Genomic DNA, 18,307 nt, shown 5'->3' on the forward strand with positions numbered 1-18,307 from the left:
GTCCCGTCGAGGACGGCTGCGGTCGCCCGATACCCTGCCCTCATGCCGCCCCGCACCCCCGCCGCCCCCGTGACCCTGGATGCCGTGGAGCTTCGCGTCCTGCAGATCCCGCTGGTGTCGCCGTTCACGACGTCCTTCGGCACCGAGACGGTGCGCGAGGTCATCGTCGTCACCGCCGAAACCCCCGACGGGCGCGGGTGGGGCGAGGTGGTCACGCAGGCGGAGCCGTCGTACTCCAGCGAGTACACGCAGGGCGCGTGGGACGTCCTCACCCGCTTCCTCGCGCCGGCCCTGCTCGAGCGCCGCACGGTCGCGCCGGAGGAGGTCGCCGGCATCCTGGCCCCGGTCGTCGGGCATCGCATGGCCAAGGCGGGGCTCGAGCTCGCCGTCGTCGACGCCGCGCTCCGCGCCGAGGGCCGGAGCTTCGGCGCGTACCTCGGCGCCGAGAAGGACCGCGTGCCCTCGGGCGTCTCAGTCGGCATCCAGCGCGATCCCGCCGCGCTCGTCCACACCGTCGGCGGGTACCTCGACGAGGGCTACGTCCGCATCAAGATCAAGATCAAGCCCGGACGCGACATCGACGACACCGCCGCCGTGCGGGCGGCGTTCGGCGGCATTCCTCTTCAGGTGGATGCCAACTCCGCGTACACCCTCGCGGATGCCGACACGCTCCAGGGCCTCGACGCCTTCGACCTGCTCCTCATCGAGCAGCCGCTGCAGGAGGACGACCTCGTCGACCACGCGACCCTGGCGAAGCGTCTCACCACACCGGTGTGCCTGGACGAGTCGATCGTGTCGGACAAGGCCGCGGCCGACGCACTGCAACTCGGTGCCGCGGCGATCATCAACATCAAGGCCGGCCGCGTCGGCGGCTACCTCGAAGCCCTCGCGATCCACGACCGGTGCCGCGCCGCCGGGGTCCCCGTGTGGTGCGGCGGCATGCTCGAGACGGGCATCGGGCGGGCCGCCAACGCGGCGCTCGCGGCTCTCCCCGGGTTCTTGCTGCCCGGTGACATCTCGGCATCCGCCCGCTTCTACGACCGTGACATCGTCACCGAGCCCGCGGTGATCGAGGACGGGCACGTGCGCGTCCCGACGGGGCCGGGGCTCGGCGTCGAGATCGACGAGGCGGCACTCGAGGAGTTCACCGTGCACCGCGAGCGGATCACCCGATGAGCAGCGCGCGGTCGGGACTCTCGGAGACCGACCGCGACGACGTGCCCTGGGGGCGGGCGCCCGTCGGGGGCATCCCGATCCCGCCCTTCGCGGATGCCGCGGAGCACCGCACCTACCTTCGTGCCCTCCAGACGTTCCTGCTGCTGCTCGACCGGGGCGAGCCGTCGGCCGCGACGATCGCGCTGGCCGCCGCGCTCGAAGCGGAGCTCCCGCGGACCTCGGGCGAGGCTCCGACGCACCTGTCGCCGCTGGCGCTGCGGGTCAGCCTGTCGACCTTCTTCCCGGCCCCGTGGACGCCCGAGGCGCTCGCGTCGGCGCTCGACGGCTTCGGCTACGGCGTGCCCGTCCGTGGCCGGGGTGGGTGGTCCTGGGGCGGGGATCCCGACTACGCCGCGCGGCCCGCGCGGCAGGGGTGGGAGATCGAGCGGCACGAGCGCGGCTCGTTCAGCCACGCGATGCTCGCGCACGAGGGCGATCTCGTGCTGCTGTGGATGGACATGTTCCGCAACCGCTTCCCGTATCCGATCGCGCACGTCGTCGACCCCGCAGCGCCGGCGCTCGGCTCCCTCTCGGACGCCGCCCGCGCCACCCTGGCCGCCCACGCTACGAACGTCGCGATGCCCTATCTGCAGAACTGGATCCGCGAGCGCGACGACGCCCGAGACGGCGGGCCCGGCGTGGCGGGATCGCTTCGATAAACTGGATGCCGCGCACTCGCGCTCGCACCCACAGCTTTCCCGACCATTGGAGCCACCGTGGCCGAACAGTCCCGCCTCGACAAGGTCATCTCGCTCGCTCGCCACCGCGGGTTCGTGTTCCAGGCCGGTGAGATCTACGGCGGTTCGCGTTCGGCGTGGGACTACGGCCCCCTCGGCACCGAGCTGAAGGAGAACATCCGTCGCCAGTGGTGGCAGACGTTCGTGCGCGGCCGCGGCGACATGGTGGGCCTCGACTCGAGCATCATCCTGCCCAAGCGCGTCTGGGAGGCGTCGGGCCACGTCGCGACCTTCACCGACCCGCTGGTCGAGTGCCTGCACTGCCACAAGCGCTTCCGCTCCGACAACCTCATCGAGGACTTCGAAGCCCGCAAGGGCCGCAAGGCCGAGAACGGCCTCGCCGACATCCCGTGCCCCAACTGCGGTACGAAGGGTCAGTACACCGAGCCGAAGGCGTTCTCGGGTCTCGTGAAGACGTACCTCGGCGTCGTCGACGACGAGTCGGGCCTGTACTTCCTGCGTCCCGAGACCGCGCAGGGCATCTTCGTGAACTTCTCCAACGTGCTCACGGCATCCCGTCGCAAGCCTCCGTTCGGCGTCGGCCAGGTGGGCAAGGCGTTCCGCAACGAGATCACCCCCGGCAACTTCATCTTCCGCACGCGCGAGTTCGAGCAGATGGAGATCGAGTACTTCACGCCCCCGGCCGAGGCGCAGGAGTGGTTCGAGCACTGGGTCGAGGCGTGCTGGAACTGGTTCGTCGACCTGGGGATCGACCCCGAGAACATGAAGCGGTTCGACGTCCCCGAGGACGACCGCGCGCACTACTCCGCCGGCACGATCGACGTCGAGTACCGCTTCGGCTTCCCGGGCAAGGAGTGGGGCGAGCTCATGGGCGTCGCGAACCGCACCGATTACGACCTGAAGAGCCACTCGGATGCCTCGGGCTCGAGCCTCACGTACTTCGACCAGGCCTCGGGTGAGAAGTACACCCCGTACGTCATCGAGCCGTCGTTCGGTCTCACGCGCGCGATGATGGCCTTCCTCGTCGACGCGTACCGCGAGGAAGAGGTGCCCAACGCGAAGGGCGGCACCGACACCCGCACGGTGCTGAAGCTCGACCCGCGCCTCGCGCCGGTGAAGGCCGCCGTCCTCCCCCTGTCGCGCAACGAGCGTCTGTCGCCGCTGGCGCGCGAGGTCGCCGACACTCTGCGCGCGGCCGGCTGGAACGTCGACTTCGACGACGCCGGGGCGATCGGCCGCCGCTACCGCCGTCAGGACGAGATCGGCACGCCGTACTGCGTCACGATCGACTTCGACTCGCTCGACGACAACGCCGTGACCGTCCGCGACCGCGACACGATGGGCCAGGAGCGCATCCCGCTCGACGGCCTGCACGCCTACCTCTCCGAGCGCCTGCGCGGCGCCTGAGATCGTGACGGGCTCCGAGGACTTCGTCGAGATCATCCGGGCGGCCGTCGAGGCCGACCCGGGCAACGTCGGTCTGCGCGTCGACCTCGTCGAGCTGCTTCTGCAGGACCGCCTCGACGAGGCTGCGGCCGAGATCGAACAGCTCTCATCGATCGGAGCGAACGCGGCCACCGTGCTCGTGCTGAGGGCGCGGCTGGCGGCGGCGCGTCTGCGGGCGGGTCAGGTTCCGGATGCCGCGCCCCCGGTGTCCGCGGAACCCTCCGCGCCGGAGCGGCCCGCGCCGCCTGCCCCCCACATCAACGGCTCGTTCCTCCTGCCGATGCGCAATCCCGAGATGGCGCGCATGTTCGGCAAGGCTCCGCGAGGCAGCCTGTTGATGTACGGCCCACCCGGATGCGGCAAGACCTTCATCGCGCGCGCGATCGCCGGCGAGTTGGATGCCAACTTCGTCCACGCCACGCTCGCCGACATCGTGCGGCCGCACTTCGGCGAGACCGAGCAGGCCATCCACTCGTTGTTCGAGGCCGCACGTGCCGCCCGCCCCTGCGTGGTGTTCATCGACGAGTTCGACGCCATCGGCGGGCGACGTTCGTCCGGCAGTTCCTCGGCCCAGTCGTTGCGCATGTTCACCAGTCAGCTCCTCGAGGAGTTCGACGGGGTGGATGCCGACAACGACGGCGTCTACATCCTCGCGGCGACGAACCGCCCGTGGGACATCGATCCCGCCCTGCGCCGCCCGGGTCGCGTCGACCGCACCGTCCTCGTGCTCCCGCCCGACGAGCCCGCGAGGCGCGCGATCATCGAGATCGCTCTGCGCGACAAGCCCGCGGCATCCGTCGACGCGGGCGATCTCGCGCGGCGCACCACCGAGTTCTCCGGGGCCGACATCGCGTACATCGTCGATCAGGCCGTCGAGACCGCGTTCACGGAGTCGGTGGCCAGCGGCGTGCCGCGGATGATCGGGACGGCCGATCTGGAGCGCGCCGCCGCGCGCATCATCCCGTCCACCCGCGAGTGGTTCGAGCAGATCAAGCCGGTGCTCGAGTACGGCGTCGATGACGGAACCTTCGGCCAGCTGCGCACCTACCTCAAACGTCACCGCATCTGACATGGCATCCCATCCCCTCGCGGAAGCGCGGCGGTACCTCGTTCTCGGGGAACCGCACAAAGCGCGGCTCATCCTCGAGCTCGTGCTGTCGCAGCATCCGGACTACGGGCCGGCCCTTCTCGTCATGTCCTACGTGCGTGTGGAGCTCGGAGATCTCGCGGCGGCCGAGCGCGACGCGCGACTGGCGCTTGCCCACCCCGAACTGCGGGCGGAAGCCGCCTCGGCACTCGCACAGATCATCGCGACGCGTGATCTCGATGAAGCGGTGACCTGGGCCGTCGAGGCCGTGAACCTGGAACCGTCGCGGTCGGAGCACCGCCTCGTGCTCGCCCGCGTGCTCCGCGAGCGCGGTGCGCTGGCGGAGGCGAGAGAACAAGCCGACGCCGGGCTGATGACCGCGGTGTCTCCGGAGGAACGCCTGCAGGCGCTGATCACCGCAGGGTCGATCGCGGTGCGTGACCCTGGGCGGTACGGTGAGGCGCTGCTCGTCGCGCAGGACGCGGTCCGGATCGACCCGACCGATGCGGTCGCGACGCAGTTGCTCGCCACCGCTCAGATGGTGGCCGGGCGGCGAGCCGAGGCCGCGGCGACCGCGTTGCGGGTCCTCCGCGAGAATCCGCTCGCACGGTTGCCGCCCTATCTGGCGCAGCTGTCAGTCGCGATGCTCCTACGCCGACTGCTCGGCTGTGTCGCCGTCGTCGCGGTCCTCACCGCCGGGTTCGGGCTGGGGAGTCTGAGCGAGCCGTATCTCGGGCAGATCGGTCCACGCGTGGCCGCCGCGATCGGAGCGTTCGCCATCGGCGTTCTGACTGCGGTCGTGCTAGGGCCGCTCCGTGATCGTGCGACGGCTCGCGCGGTATGGCTGTTCGCACGGCGACGGAGGATCGAAGTCGTCTCTGCCGCCACCGTCGTCGTCATCTTCCTCGGCTACATCGTGACAGCGGTGACGGGCCTTCTCGCTCCTCTGGGACTCGCGCCCCTGGTCTCCCTGGTGGTCTGGACCGTCCACGAGGTGAAGCTCAACGGATTGCGGATGCCGACGCCTCGCTGAGGCGCGGCGTCAGCCGCGTCCGTCGGGCGCCAGGTCGTGGGCGATCCCACCCGAGACCGCGGCCAGGGCGGCGATCACGGACTCCGTGGGCGGTTTTGTTGCTCGATTGCAGGATGTCGCTCATCTTCGGGATTCGCAGGCTGTTTTCAGCGGTCTCCGCCTTGACTACCAATCGTCTCCGTTCCATTCGCTTCTCGACGGCCCGATCCAGATGATTCGATATCGGCGGGAAGCGGGCACTCTCGAAGTACCCTTCGATGAATTTGTCGCCGGTCACCCCACGGGTTTCACCGACCTGGACCCGTTCACGGGTAAGGGGTATACAGCGTCTGGGATACCGATTCGCGATGGAGATCTCATCCCCGCGTTCTATGCCTCCCGCGGCACGCGGATGCAGACGGGGGCGGAGATGTGGGAAGTGACACCAGGAGGGACATACCGGATGCTCGCAATCCTCGATGACCTCACCGGAGGATGGGTCTCGGTAGGTGGATGGAAGCCGGACCTCCCGTGATGGTGCGCGAATTGCATCAGCGTGGGATGTTCGCTTTCGTCGACGATGTCGAGGTGCCGATCATCGGGTCGGGAAGCGCGGGAACAGGAGGTACCCCGGTGGACTGGGTGACCATTCCCCGCGTATGTCTGCCCCCCGGATGGGCGCCGCTACCTGCCGACGATGTGCCGGGGGCGCCAAACGTCAGGATCCGGCGCTCATCGGTGCGTGATGTGCGCCTCTGGGACTGGTACGCCCTGTTCGACGGCGAGTGGTGCTGGGTGGGAAACGTTCGCGAGGGGCAACTCCTCATCCAGGCCGGGCCTTCCGCAGCATCGTCTGATCCCTCGTGGGAGGGGAACGTGAGAGACGGCTGGCATCGCTGGGTGAACATCGATGACGTCGAGGTGGAGTCGCGATGGCAACCGGTTGTCACTGCGGCGGGAGAGGCCGGGACCACTCAGTGACGCCGATGCAGAAGCTCATCTGGCCAGCGGCTGAGAAAGCCTATCTGGAGCACGGGGACTCTCTTCTCGTCGGTCCTGCGGTTCGTATCGGCGACGCGGTTCAATGGCGCACGCCCGGCCAAGTGCTTGCGGCATACGGCATATCGGACCCGGCAACGCCGTTCGTCGATGTCCTCCGATTTGCGCCGACGCCCCTGACTCGCGTGTCCATCCCGCGGGTCGGAGACCCCACATCGGTCGCCGGCTACGCCACGGGTTACCTCCGCACGGGCCTCGTGCCCGTCTGGGACATTGCGGCAACGGTGGTGCCGCGCGACGCGGAGATCTGGCGGATCTTCGCCGACGGACACCAGGACCTCGTGGCCTCCTACGGCGGACCCGCCATCGGTTGGCGCGGCAGCACCGTCTTTGCTCCGCCCACTATGCTCGTCGGCCCTCGAGCGGAATGGGGTGGTCGGGAGTGGCACGTCTCGTGGGTCGATGACGCTCAGGTGGAGCTGGTGACTCTGAGTGATGTGCCCATCGAAGGATGCGTGCAGACGCGACCATACGTCTACAGCCGCGTGGTCGACGCCTCGTCTTGCACACGCATGTTCGAACTGGGGTTCACCGCCCGATGGGGCGATGTCGAGTGCGTGCTGCTGCAGTCGAACAACGAAGACACGGCTGTCCTGCTCTCGACCGATGCGGCCACGGCCGCAGAGGTCGGTGCGACAATCCTCGAGCCCGGCGTGTTCTGGCACCTCGTCCCGAGCGACGAGGTGAGCGACATCCAAGCGATCCAGCGGGAGCTCCCGCGCGGGTGAGACCGCTGCGCGAAGTGTGTGAGGAGTTGAACCATGACCGATGGTCTCGGGCGTCTGCGTGAGATCCCTACTCCAGGAGCACAATGAACTCTTCGCAATATGTCGACGACGTCGCAATCGCCCTATACGACTCGATGAGCTCCGAACTCCTCGCAAGTTACGGGGGCGGCGTGAGTATTGCGAAGTTCCTGGGCGAGCTCGACGACGACGGGGCGCGGCAGTCGTGGTCGACCCGAATCTCGCGGGAGCTCGCCGAACTCCCGCCGAATGCGCTGAACAGCCTCGTCATCTATCAGGGCTCCGCGGCGGTGAGCGTGTCGAATGAGGTGGTAGCGAGATTCGGGCTGGGTGAGGTGACGGTGTCGATCTCCGGAGACGATGTCTGGGAGGCGGCCTTGCGTCCCGGTTTCAGCGTCGCGATCATCGCTGGTCTCGGCTGGAGCCGCTGGGGTCAACGGTGGGTGGACGAACTTCGACATGTGGGCCTGAGGCGGGGCCCGATCGTTGATATAGGGGACGGCCGTGCGCTGCACTGGGTCGCTCAGCGTCCCGACGAACCCGGGCCGTGGACCTGTGCGCGTTCTGCGGAGGGCGCGGCTCTCATCAGTGATGCGGAGTCGCTGGGGACCCCGCGCCTGCGGGAAGTGTATGAGGAGTTGAACCGTGACTGATGGTCCTGGGCGTCTGGAGGACGCCCTCGCGAAATTGCCGATCTTCCGCGGTGTGGTGTGGAGGGGGGCGGGCTTCGAGCTGACGACGCCGTTCACCCTGCAGGCGCCTCTTCCCACGTCGAAGGATGCGCGGGTGGCGTCCGAGAACTTCCGCGCTCCCTCCCTTCACGCGATCGTCTCGGTTTCGGGACGCGAGATCGGGCCGCTCTCCCGTCACCCCGCGGAGGCCGAGGTTGCGCTCCTTCCAGGGTCCACGCTCACCCCGGCCACCGGGGTGCATCTCGTCGGGGGATTCAGCGTGCAAGTCGTGAGGGAGGTATCCCCGAGCGGGGAAATCGCCCCCATGGTCTCGGACGACGACCTGGCACTCATACTCGAGGCGGCTCGCTTTGCACCTCCGGTCGACATCGCGAGCCCGGGCCGCTTCTTCGCCGAGTGAAGTCGACGAGGGAGAGCGCGTCCGCTGGGCGGGGCGGAGCTGAAGACCGTGACCGGTGAGGGGTTGCATCCGCGGGGTCTGTTCGGGCGTATCTGGGGCCATGAGATTCCTCTGCTCTCCATGGGCGAGGCGGGCCTATTCGACGCGCCGGTTGGCTGGGTCTCGCTAGACCGAGAGCACCTCCCTCGCGGTACCGCCACCCTCCCCCATTCCGGGCTCTCGGGCGCATCGACGGTCATGGTCGACCGCGAACTGGTTCGAGACGTCCGATCCTGGCAGTGGTACGTCCTCTACGGCGGTGAGTGGTGGTGGGTCGGGAGCGTCCGAGACGGCGATGTCCTCATCCACACGGACTCGGCGCTTGTCGCGGCGTCCGATCCGGCGTGGGAGGGGCATAGAAATGACGGCTGGCACCTATGGGTCCCCGCGGACCAGCTCGAAATGGAGGCTCGATCCGAGCCCCTGGTCGATCCTCGTGGGCCTGGTATGGAATGAGTCGCGTTGCGCGCCATGGGGGCCACGACAGGAAGGAATGCCGATGCGAGAGCCGCAATCCAACACTCCAGCGCTCGACCTGGCTAAGGAGGTCGCTTCGTCGCTGAGGCACTACTTCGGCGACCGGGTGACCGCGCTGGGGATCAGCAACGTTATCAACGATCGCAATCACGTGGAGTTCTCAGTCCGGTTCGAGGCCTACAGCTTCTTCCTCATCATCTTCAACTACGACCGCGGGTCCTTCGGGTTCGGCATCGTCTACGGGGACGGAGCCGTTGGGGTCGAACCGCAACACGGTCAGTGGGCTCCGTTCCGCGAATTCGAACGTGTCCTGGCGCAACTGGACCAGGAGCTCCGGCTCCGAATCCCCGACAAGTACCTGGATGCCAAGGGGTGGTAAGCCGTTCCGGGCACTACCCCCGCGAGACTGCATCCGCCTGACACCCCCATTGCAGGCTGCCGCGGTCTCGTCAGCGGCATGCAGTCTCGGCGAATCGCACTGCCCCGCCCCCACCCCGCCGCGGCCCTGACAGCGCCGTGACAGCACCACCCCCGCCGTGACAGCGGCGCGACAGAGCCCGCGGCGCATCCTGTCGTCATGACCACCTCATCCACCCGCGTTCCCGCGGTGCGAGCCGAAGGGCTCGTCAAGACGTTCGGCTCGAACAGGGCCGTCGACGGCGTCGACCTCGTCGTCGAAGCCGGGACCGTCTACGGCGTTCTCGGCCCCAACGGTGCCGGCAAGACCACCACCATCAGCATGCTCACGACGCTGCTGCGTCCCGACGGCGGGCGGGCCGAGATCTTCGGCCACGACGTCGTCAAGGACGCGCACATCGTCCGGCAGCTCATCGGCCTCACGGGGCAGTTCGCCTCGGTCGACGAGAAGCTCTCGGCCACCGAGAACCTCATCATCTTCGCGCGCCTGCTCGGCCTGTCGCGGGCCGATGCCCGCCGCAAGTCGACCGAGCTCCTCGAGGAGTTCGGCCTCACCGAGGCGGCATCCAGGCCCCTGGCGAAGTTCTCCGGAGGCATGCGGCGCCGGCTCGACCTCGCGGCATCCCTCATCGCCCAACCGCCGCTCATCTTCCTCGACGAGCCGACGACGGGCCTCGACCCCCGCACCCGCGGACAGATGTGGGACACGATCCGGCGGCTGGTCTCGACCGGCTCCACCGTCGTGCTCACCACGCAGTACCTCGACGAGGCCGACCAGCTCGCCGACCGCATCGCCGTGATCGACCGCGGACGCGTCGTCGCCGAGGGCACGGCGCTCGAGCTCAAGGCATCCGTCGGTCAGGCGTCGCTGGTGCTGCGCCTGCAGCCGGGCTCCGACCTCGAGGTCGCCCGCGCCACCATCGCGCGCGTCCTGGATGCCACGGCCGTCGTTTCTCCGGAGGCGGCGCGCCTCACGGTGCCGATGTCCGACCCCGACGAGGTCACCGACCTGCTCGTGGCGTTCCGCGCGGCCGGCGTGCACCTGAGCGAGTTCAGCGTGCAGCAGCCGACCCTCGACGAGGTGTTCCTCACGCTCACCGGCAGCGGAGTGCCGGCCGACGACGACGCGGCGCGCGAAAACGCCGCCGACCTGGAAGGAGTCCGCTCATGACCGCGATCACGATTCCGCGCGACCTGCCGCACACCGCGGGGCTCGGGCAGACGTTCCGCAACACCCTGACGATGGCCTGGCGCGGTCTTCTGAAGATCCGCCGCACCCCCGAGCAGCTCATCGACGTCACGGTGCAGCCGATCCTCTTCACCCTGATGTTCACGTACATCTTCGGCGGCGCGATCGCCGGTGACGTCGCGAGCTACCTGCCGATCATCATCCCCGGCATCCTCGTGCAGACCGTCATCACGACCTCGGTCGTGACGGGCGTGCAGCTGCGCGAAGACATGGACAAGGGCGTATTCGACCGGTTCCGGTCGCTCCCGATCGCGCGCATCGCGCCGCTGTCGGGAGCGCTGCTCGCCGACACCGTGCGGTACGCGATCGCCACGACTTTGACGTTCACGATGGGCTTCATCATGGGCTTCCGGCCCGAGGGCGGCCTCGGAGCGGTCGTGCTCGCCGGCATCCTGGTCATCGTCTGCTCGTGGGCGATCAGCTGGATCTTCGCGTTCTTCGGCGTGATCGCGCGGACCGCGTCGAGCGTGCAGGGCGTGTCGATCCTGATCCTGTTCCCGCTGACGTTCCTCTCGAACGCCTTCGTGCCCTCGAACACGATGCCCTCGTGGCTGCAGTGGTTCGTCGACATCAACCCGGTGTCGCACCTGGTCACCGCGGTCCGTGACCTCGTGAACTCCGGGACGCTCGGCTCGGACGCCGTCCTGTCGCTGGTCGGTGCGGCCGTCATCGTGGCGGTGTTCGCGCCTCTGACGGTGCGCGCCTACATGCGGAAGGCCTAGTCGAGCAGCGCCAGGAGCACGTCGGCATCCACTTCTCCCAGAGGGATGCCGGGCGCGGATGCCGGAGCCTCTCCGGTGTCCGCGCTCAGGCGTTCGTCGACCCAGCGCCGGAACGGATCGCGTTCGTCCGCCGCGCCGCGGACGGCTTCGGCCCGGGCCAGCGCTTCGCGCGCGACGTCGGGGCGGCCCGACGCGGCGCTCCATCCGGCGACGGCGACGAGGACGGCCGCGACGATCGGGTGGTCGTGCGACCGGACCGCGAGGGGCAGCGCTTCCCGGAGGGCGGCGCGGGACTCATCGAGGCGGTCGAGGAGGATGAGCGCTTGCGCGCCCTGCGCGCCGGCCCACGCCGTGATCTGGTCGGGGAATCCCGGTTCGAGGCGGATCGCCTGTGACTGGCGCAGAGCCGCCGCGCCGTCTCCCGCCGAGATCTCGACCTGGGCCGCCGCCATCCGCGCCTGGGACAGGGCGCGGACCGAGCCGTCGGCGGCGGCGACCGTCTCCATCTCGACCGCGCGCGTCCGTGCCTCGTCGAGCCGGCCGAGCCGGAGCAGGATGCCGACGGACTGCGCCCGCATCTGCAGGAGGTCGGACACCGACGACAGGCCGTCCACGATCCGCGCGGCGTCGTCGCTCACGACCAGTGCATCCTCGAGTCGACCCGCGAGGATGAGCCACTCGGACCGCAGCTGACTGGCGATGCCCGTGCCCCACGGGTCTCCCACCTCGGTGAAGAGGCGCAGCGCCCGCTCGCTCTCGACGCCGAGGGCCGCCGCGTCGCCGGCGTTCTGCGCGGCGCCGGCGCGCAGCATGTGGAGCGTCGCCCGCGACCACGGGGGCGTCGACGTGATCTCGTCGTCCGTGACATCGACGTGCCACGCGCGGCCGGCCGGTGAGCCGTGCGCCTGCAGCACGGTCTCGGCGAGGCGGAGGAGCGGGGCCACCAGGACGGTGATCTCGGAGGGATGACGCGGTGCCGCCTGTTCGAGCGCGCGGCGCCGTGCCCGGAATCGCGCGGGATCGAACGTCGGAGTCTCGCCCGGCTCGGGGAAGGAGGCCGAGAACAGCGCGAGCGACTCGATCACGACGCTCGGCTCGTCGTCGAGCGGAGCGTCCGGATCGGCGAAGGCCGCGAGAGCGGGGCGCAGTTCCTCGACGCGTTCGCGCACCGCCCACGCCCAGAGCAGCGCGCGCAGCAGACGCCGGCCCGGTCGCCGGTCCGGGCCGACCGTGCGCGTGCGCAGCGCGGACGACAGGTTCTCCTCGTTGGCGTCGAACCACGCGAGCCCGGCCCGCAGGCCCGGTCCGCGCATCGTGCTCTCGCGGTCGGCGGCGAGGACGGTGAGCACGTCGGCCGCGCGTTCGCGGAACCCGGTCTCGGCGCCCTCGGCGCGCAGCCGGTCGAGCCCGTACTCGCGGACCGTCTCGAGCAGCCGGAACCGTCCGTCGCGCCGCACGAGCAGGGAGCGGTCCACGAGGGCGTCGAACACCGTGGCATCCACCCCGAAGGCGCCGGCGATCGCGTCGGCGTCGCCGCTGCCGATCCCGTCGGGGAACACCGACGACGCGCGCAGAGCTACCCGCTCGGCGTCGGTGAGGGTGTCCCAGCTCCAGTCGATGAGGGCGCGGAGCGTCCGGTGGCGGCCGGGGCTGAGGCGCGGACCGTTCGCGAGCAGCGCGAAGCGGTCGCTGAGGCCCGCGTCGATCTCGGCGAGCGTGAGGGTGCGGGCACGGGCCGCGGCCAACTCGATCGCGAGGGGGAGGCCGTCGAGGCGCTGCACGATGCTCGCGGCCGTCTCGCGCTCGTCGGGGGAGGGCGGGATGCCGCGTGCCGAGCGGACGCGCCGGGCGAACAGCTCGTCGGCGTCGAGGGCGGGCAGGGGGCCGAGATCGACGAAGGCTTCGCCGACGACGCCCAGCGGCTCGCGGCTCGTCGCGAGGATCCGCAGGTCCGGCGTGCGGAGGAGCAGCGTCTGTGCGACTTCGGCGGCCTCACGGATCACGTGCTCGCAATTGTCGAGGACGACGACCACGTCGCGCCCGGCGACGGCCTCGAGCACGCGCTCGCGCGGCGACATCGGCGGGGTCGTGGTCGTCTCGTTCAGCCGGATGCCGTGTCCGACAGCGCCTGCGAGAGCGCCCCAGACCTCTCCGGCGGCGGCCGGCGCGAGCTCGACGACCAGGACGTCGGGGGTGGCGCGCACGGTCTCGAGCGCGAGCGTGGTCTTGCCGGCGCCACCCGGTCCGATGATCGTGACGAGGCGGTCGGTGCCGAGGCGGTCGCGGATCGCCCCCAGCTCGGCCGCGCGACCGACGAGCCCGGCGATCGCGGCGGGGACCCTCGCGGCCTCCGGGGCGGGGGGAGGGGATGCCACCACCAGACGTTCCGCGTGGCCGCGGTCCTGCCAGAGATCGCGCACGAGCCAGTCGAAGCCGTCGTGCGGGATCCACGGGTCGCCGGTCCACAGCGCGAGCGCGTCGCGGGCGAGGGCGGAGTCGCCGTCCGCGCGCGCCGCGGCGACGAGATCCTGGAACCGCGTGATGTCGACGGCGTCGCGCGCGAGGTCGAGCCGGTAGCCGCCCGGAACCGACGCGAGCATCCCGTCGGGGAGGGCCCGGCGCAGGCGGGATGCGAGCGACTGCAGAGCGGCGCGGGGATCCTCCGGGGAGTCGGCGGGCCAGACGTCGTCGGCGAGGGCCCGGTATCCGACAGTGGTCCCGGCGTCGACGGCGAGACGCAGCAGCAGCGCCTGCTGCCCGCGTCCGGGGATCGCTCCCTCGTCCGCGCCCGACGACACGGAGAGGCCGCCGAAGAACCTCACCTGCACGGTGTTCACTCTAGGTCGCGCGGCGTCCCGGCCGGGCGACCGCCGGAGTGCCGGGGCGCGCGGCGGGGCGCCCGACCCGCGGGACTGCATCCGCGTGACGAACCCACGGCAGCGTGCCGTGGCTTTGTCAGCCGGATGCAGTCTCGGCGATGCGGCGACCGGGGTCGGCGACCCGGCCCGCACCGCGTCAGCGCGCCCGCGAGGTGCTGTCGCGCACGAGGAGTCGCGGCTGGACGGCGCGGACGCGGTCGTGGGGGTCGGCATCCCACACCTCCGCGAGCAGTGCGACGCAGGCGGCGCCGACGTCGCGGGGCTCGAGGTCGAACGACGTGACGCTGGGCGTGAGCAATCCGTGCACGGGCTCGTCGACGTACGCGGCCAGGAGCAGGTCTTCCCCGACGCGCCGGCCCGCGCGCAGGGCGGAGTCCAGGGCCGGAGCCGCAGATCCGCTCGGGACGACGACGATCGCGTCGACCTCCGCGACGGTCAGCAGGTCGCCGACGGCCGCCGTGACCTCGGCCGCCGTGGGGATGAATCCGATGCGGCGCGACAGCGGTTCGTCGCCGCGCCCCGCGGTCCACGCGACGTACGCGTCCGCCACGTCCCGGCTCCACACGGTTCCGTCCGGCGGCAGCACGGCGGCGATCCGGTGCGCGCCGGCGGCGGCGAGATGGTCGAGCAGTCGGGTCGTCGCCGTGACGTGGTCGTAGACGACGCTGCCGCTGACCCGTTCGTCACCGCCGAGCACGTGCTCGCCGCTCACGACCGGTCGCCCCGCGTCGAGGATGCTCCGGATGCCGGCATCCTCGGTCGTGGCATCCACGACGATGTACCCGTCGACGAAGGCGGTCGGCGGGGAGGCGTCGTCGGTGTCGCGGTGGGGCAGCAGGATGACGGAGAATCCGAGGCGGTCGGCGGCATCCACGACGCCGAAGGCGAACTCGGTGTAGTACGGCAGCCGGGTCGATCCGGGCGGCAGGTACAGACCGATCGCGCCGTACCGGGAGGTGCGGAGGCTGCGCGCGGGGACGTTGACCGTGTACCCGAGTTCGCTCGCGGCGGCGAGCACCCGGTCCTTCGTCTCGGTCGAGACGCCCGGCTTGTCGCGCAGGGCGAAGGACACCGCCGCGATCGACACGCCCGCGGCGGCGGCCACGTCGTGGAGCGTCGGCTTGCGGGGGGTCACGCAGGCCGACGATACCCGATGGATCGGGTCTTGCAAGGGATTCACTTAAACGTTTAATGTGTGACGCGACGGAGAGGCCGCGACCCCGCGGTGCCCTCCCCGGGCTTTGGGGCGCGTTACTCCTGTTGGGGCGCGGTTCTTCCGCCCCAAAGCGAAGAACCCGCCCCAAACGGCCACGACGACCCACGAGAGGACCCCCGATGACCTGGCGCATGCCGTCCGAGACGGCCCCGCACTCCCGCACATGGATGGCGTTCCCGAGCGAGGGTCCGACCCTCGGTGAGACGGATGCCGAGCGCGAGGCGGGCTACGCCGCGTGGACCGCGGTCGCCCACGCCGTCGCCGCCTTCGAGCCGGTGTCGATGCTCGTCGACCCGTCCGAGCTCGCTCGCGCCCGCCGTCTGCTGTCGAGCGAGATCGAGGTCGTCGAGGCGCCGGTCGACGAGTTCTGGATGCGGGACTCCGGTCCGACGTTCGTCGTCGACCCCGAGCGCCCCGGCGTCCTCGGGGCCGTGGACTGGATCTTCAACGGCTGGGGCGACCACGATTGGTCGGTGTGGCAGAAGGCCGCGCACCACGGCCGGATCATCGCCGAGGCCGCCGGTGCCGAGCTCGTCCCGTCGCTGTTCGTGAACGAGGGCGGCGGCATCCACGTCGACGGTGAGGGAACCGTCCTGCTGACCGAGACCGTGCAGCTCGATCCGCGCCGCAACCGGTACGCGACCCGGGAGCGGGTCGAGGCCGAGATGCTCCGGACACTCGGCGCGACGCACGCCGTGTGGCTGCCGCGGGGCCTCACCCGCGACTACGGCGACTTCGGAACCAGCGGACACGTCGACATCGTCGCGACGATCCCCTCGCCCGGCGTGCTGCTCCTCCACGATCAGCGCAACGCCGCGCACCCCGACCACGCGGTCACCCGCACGCTGCGCGCCTTCCTCGAGACGCAGACGGATGCCGCGGGCCGCCCGTTCGACATCCGCGACCTGCCCGCGCCGGCCACCGTCCGCGACGCCGACGGCGACACCGACTGGAGCTACGTGAACCACCTCGTGGTCAACGGCGGCGTGATCGCCTGCGGTTTCGGCGAGGAGGAAGCGGATGCCACGGCCCGTGGCATCCTCGAGGAGGTCTACCCGGGTCGCCGGGTCGTGACCGTCGACGCCCGCGAGATCTTCGCGCGCGGCGGCGGCATCCACTGCATCACCCAGCAGCAGCCGGAGGTGTCCGCATGATCGATGTGGTCGAGGCATCCATCGCCGATCTCGCCGCCGCCCTCGCCGAGGGGCGCACCACCGCCGTCGAGCTGGTCGAGGCACACCTCGCGCGCATCGACGCGTACGACGGCCCCGACACCGAGACGAAGCTCAACGCCGTCGTGGTCCGCAACCCCGACGCGCTCGCCGAGGCGCAGGCGTCGGACGCGCGCCGCGCCGCGGGCCAGGCGCGGGGGCTGCTCGACGGCATCCCGTACACCGCGAAGGACAGCTACATGGTGCGCGGCCTCACGGTCGCTGCCGGGAGCCCGGCGTTCGCCGACCTCGTCGCGCAGAACGACGCGTTCACGATCGCGCGGCTGCGCGAGGCCGGTGCGATCTGCCTGGGACTCACGAACATGCCGCCGATGGCGAACGGCGGCATGCAGCGCGGGCTGTACGGCCGGGCCGAGAGCCCGTACAACGCCGACTTCCTGACGTCGGCGTTCGCGTCCGGCTCGTCCAACGGCTCGGGCACGGCGACCGCCGCGTCGTTCGGCGTCTTCGGCCTGGGCGAGGAGACGTGGTCGAGCGGCCGCGCCCCCGCGGCGTGCAACGGCCTGTGCGCGTACACGCCGTCGCGGGGCATGATCTCGGTGCGCGGCAACTGGCCGCTCGTGCCGACCATGGACGTCGTCGTGCCGCACACGCGCTCGATGGCCGACCTGCTCGCGGTGCTCGACGTCATTGTCGCCGACGACCCCGAGACGCGCGGTGATTTCTGGCGCGCGCAGCCGTGGGTTCCGCTCCCCACGGTGGACGAGGTGCGGCCGCCGTCGTTCGCCGAGCTCGCCGAGGGGTCCTCGCTGCGGGGCAAGCGCATCGGCATCCCGCGCATGTTCCTCGGGGACGATCCGCTGGTGGGGACCGGTCCGCGCGGCGTCGGCGGGCCGACCGGTGAGCCGATCGAGCTGCGGCCGTCGCTGCGCGAGCTCTTCGATGTGGCCCGCGCGGATCTCGAGGCCGCGGGCGCGATCGTGGTCGACTGCGACTTCCCGCTCGTCAGCAACTACGAGGGCGACCGTCCGGGGGCGCCGACGATCAAGACGCGGGGTCTGGTGTCGGAGGAGTTCCTGCACCGCGAGATCGTCGACCTGTCGGCGTGGGCGTGGGACGACTTCCTCCGCGGCACCGGCCACCCCGGTCTGGCCGCGGTGGACGGCGCGGCGATCTTCCCGCACCCGGAGGGAGCGCTGCCCGACCGGTACACCGGTTTCGACGACGACATCCCTCTCTACCCCTCGCACGTTCGCGAGCATCCGGTCGGTTCGTTCTCCGAGATCCCGGCGCTCGCCGAGGGGGTGCGCGGTCTCGAGGAGACACGGCGCCGCGATCTGGAGGAGTGGATGGATGCCAACGGCTTCGCCGCCGTGGTCTTCCCGACGCTCAGCGACGTGGCGCCCGCCGACGCCGACGTGAACGAGGCCTCGGCCGACATCGCGTGGCGCAACGGCGTGTGGGTCGCGACGGGCAACCTCGCGATCCGCCACTGCGGGGTGCCGACGGTGACAGTGCCGCTCGGGACGATGCCCGACATCGGGATGCCGGCGGGTGTGACGTTCGCGGGCCGCGCGTACGACGACGCGGCGCTGCTGTCGATGGCCGCGGCGTTCGAGGCGCTGCGCCCGCGGCGGACGGTGCCCCCGCGGACTCCGGCGCTGGGGTAGCGGCGGCCCGGCGCCCGGCGCGGCCGAGGGGTGCCGCGTTCGGCGGCGTTGTCGGGTTTGGGGCGGTATTCGCGCGCTGGGGCGTGAATTGCGCGCCCCAATGCGCGGAAT

General features: G+C 70.7%; 16 protein-coding genes. 14 read left to right on the forward strand and 2 right to left on the reverse strand.

Annotated elements, in window-relative coordinates; translation table 11 throughout:
• Positions 1-42 precede the first annotated feature (42 nt).
• The 12 genes from menC to CSIV_RS10585 all read left to right on the forward strand — a co-directional run bounded on the left by menC (position 43) and on the right by CSIV_RS10585 (position 11,259).
• Positions 43-1,176 carry an o-succinylbenzoate synthase gene (gene menC, locus CSIV_RS10525; protein WP_077051301.1) on the forward strand — a complete coding sequence of 378 codons (1,134 nt, stop codon included), beginning with the start codon at positions 43-45 and terminating at the stop codon, positions 1,174-1,176.
• Complete coding sequence (locus tag CSIV_RS10530; protein ID WP_077051302.1) at positions 1,173-1,874, forward strand: hypothetical protein; 702 nt, start codon at positions 1,173-1,175, stop codon at positions 1,872-1,874. Before menC ends, CSIV_RS10530 begins: the two co-directional genes overlap by 4 nt.
• Before the next feature lie 57 nt (positions 1,875-1,931).
• The gene (locus tag CSIV_RS10535) at positions 1,932-3,320 is read left to right on the forward strand and encodes a glycine--tRNA ligase (RefSeq protein WP_077051303.1); all 1,389 of its coding nucleotides are present in this window, start codon (positions 1,932-1,934) and stop codon (positions 3,318-3,320) included.
• A 4-nt stretch (positions 3,321-3,324) separates the two neighbouring features.
• Positions 3,325-4,428: an ATP-binding protein gene (locus tag CSIV_RS10540; RefSeq protein WP_077051304.1), complete on the forward strand. Its 1,104-nt coding sequence runs from the start codon at positions 3,325-3,327 to the stop codon at positions 4,426-4,428.
• Between the two features lies 1 nt (position 4,429).
• Positions 4,430-5,479 carry a tetratricopeptide repeat protein gene (locus CSIV_RS10545; protein ID WP_077051305.1) on the forward strand — a complete coding sequence of 350 codons (1,050 nt, stop codon included), beginning with the start codon at positions 4,430-4,432 and terminating at the stop codon, positions 5,477-5,479.
• A gap of 540 nt (positions 5,480-6,019) precedes the next feature.
• Complete coding sequence (locus CSIV_RS18075) at positions 6,020-6,439, forward strand: hypothetical protein (RefSeq protein WP_139340673.1); 420 nt, start codon at positions 6,020-6,022, stop codon at positions 6,437-6,439.
• 5 nt (positions 6,440-6,444) lie between these two features.
• A complete protein-coding gene (locus CSIV_RS10555) occupies positions 6,445-7,245 on the forward strand; it encodes a hypothetical protein (RefSeq protein ID WP_139340674.1) in 801 nt (266 codons plus the stop codon).
• An 83-nt stretch (positions 7,246-7,328) separates the two neighbouring features.
• Positions 7,329-7,916: a hypothetical protein gene (locus tag CSIV_RS10560; RefSeq protein ID WP_077051308.1), complete on the forward strand. Its 588-nt coding sequence runs from the start codon at positions 7,329-7,331 to the stop codon at positions 7,914-7,916.
• Positions 7,909-8,355 (forward strand): hypothetical protein, encoded by a 447-nt coding sequence (locus CSIV_RS10565; protein WP_077051309.1) that lies wholly within the window; start codon positions 7,909-7,911, stop codon positions 8,353-8,355. The genes CSIV_RS10560 and CSIV_RS10565 overlap by 8 nt, the downstream gene beginning before the upstream one ends.
• Positions 8,356-9,022: 667 nt before the next feature.
• Positions 9,023-9,250 carry a hypothetical protein gene (locus CSIV_RS18080; RefSeq protein ID WP_077051420.1) on the forward strand — a complete coding sequence of 76 codons (228 nt, stop codon included), beginning with the start codon at positions 9,023-9,025 and terminating at the stop codon, positions 9,248-9,250.
• 198 nt (positions 9,251-9,448) lie between these two features.
• Positions 9,449-10,459, forward strand: coding sequence for an ATP-binding cassette domain-containing protein (locus tag CSIV_RS10580; RefSeq protein ID WP_077051311.1), 1,011 nt, complete (start codon positions 9,449-9,451; stop codon positions 10,457-10,459).
• On the forward strand, positions 10,456-11,259 hold the full coding sequence (locus CSIV_RS10585; RefSeq protein WP_077051312.1) for an ABC transporter permease: 804 nt from the start codon (positions 10,456-10,458) through the stop codon (positions 11,257-11,259). Before CSIV_RS10580 ends, CSIV_RS10585 begins: the two co-directional genes overlap by 4 nt.
• Here CSIV_RS10585 and CSIV_RS18405 read toward each other — a convergent pair.
• Together CSIV_RS18405 and CSIV_RS10595 are read right to left on the reverse strand one after the other, a co-directional pair.
• A complete protein-coding gene (locus CSIV_RS18405) occupies positions 11,256-14,087 on the reverse strand; it encodes an ATP-binding protein (RefSeq protein WP_077051421.1) in 2,832 nt (943 codons plus the stop codon). The two genes, CSIV_RS10585 and CSIV_RS18405, sit on opposite strands and share 4 nt — an antisense overlap.
• 187 nt (positions 14,088-14,274) lie before the next feature.
• Positions 14,275-15,273, reverse strand: coding sequence for a LacI family DNA-binding transcriptional regulator (locus tag CSIV_RS10595; protein ID WP_077051313.1), 999 nt, complete (start codon positions 15,271-15,273; stop codon positions 14,275-14,277).
• A 200-nt stretch (positions 15,274-15,473) separates the two neighbouring features.
• Here CSIV_RS10595 and CSIV_RS10600 point away from each other — a divergent pair, with 200 nt between their 5' ends.
• Together CSIV_RS10600 and CSIV_RS10605 are read left to right on the forward strand one after the other, a co-directional pair.
• Positions 15,474-16,508 (forward strand): agmatine deiminase family protein, encoded by a 1,035-nt coding sequence (locus tag CSIV_RS10600; RefSeq protein ID WP_077051314.1) that lies wholly within the window; start codon positions 15,474-15,476, stop codon positions 16,506-16,508.
• Positions 16,505-18,196: an amidase gene (locus tag CSIV_RS10605; RefSeq protein WP_077051315.1), complete on the forward strand. Its 1,692-nt coding sequence runs from the start codon at positions 16,505-16,507 to the stop codon at positions 18,194-18,196. The genes CSIV_RS10600 and CSIV_RS10605 overlap by 4 nt, the downstream gene beginning before the upstream one ends.
• Positions 18,197-18,307: the final 111 nt, after the last annotated feature.

Origin of the sequence: Microbacterium sp. CSI-V, assembly GCF_001984105.1 — a bacterium.
Lineage (GTDB): Bacteria > Actinomycetota > Actinomycetes > Actinomycetales > Microbacteriaceae > Microbacterium.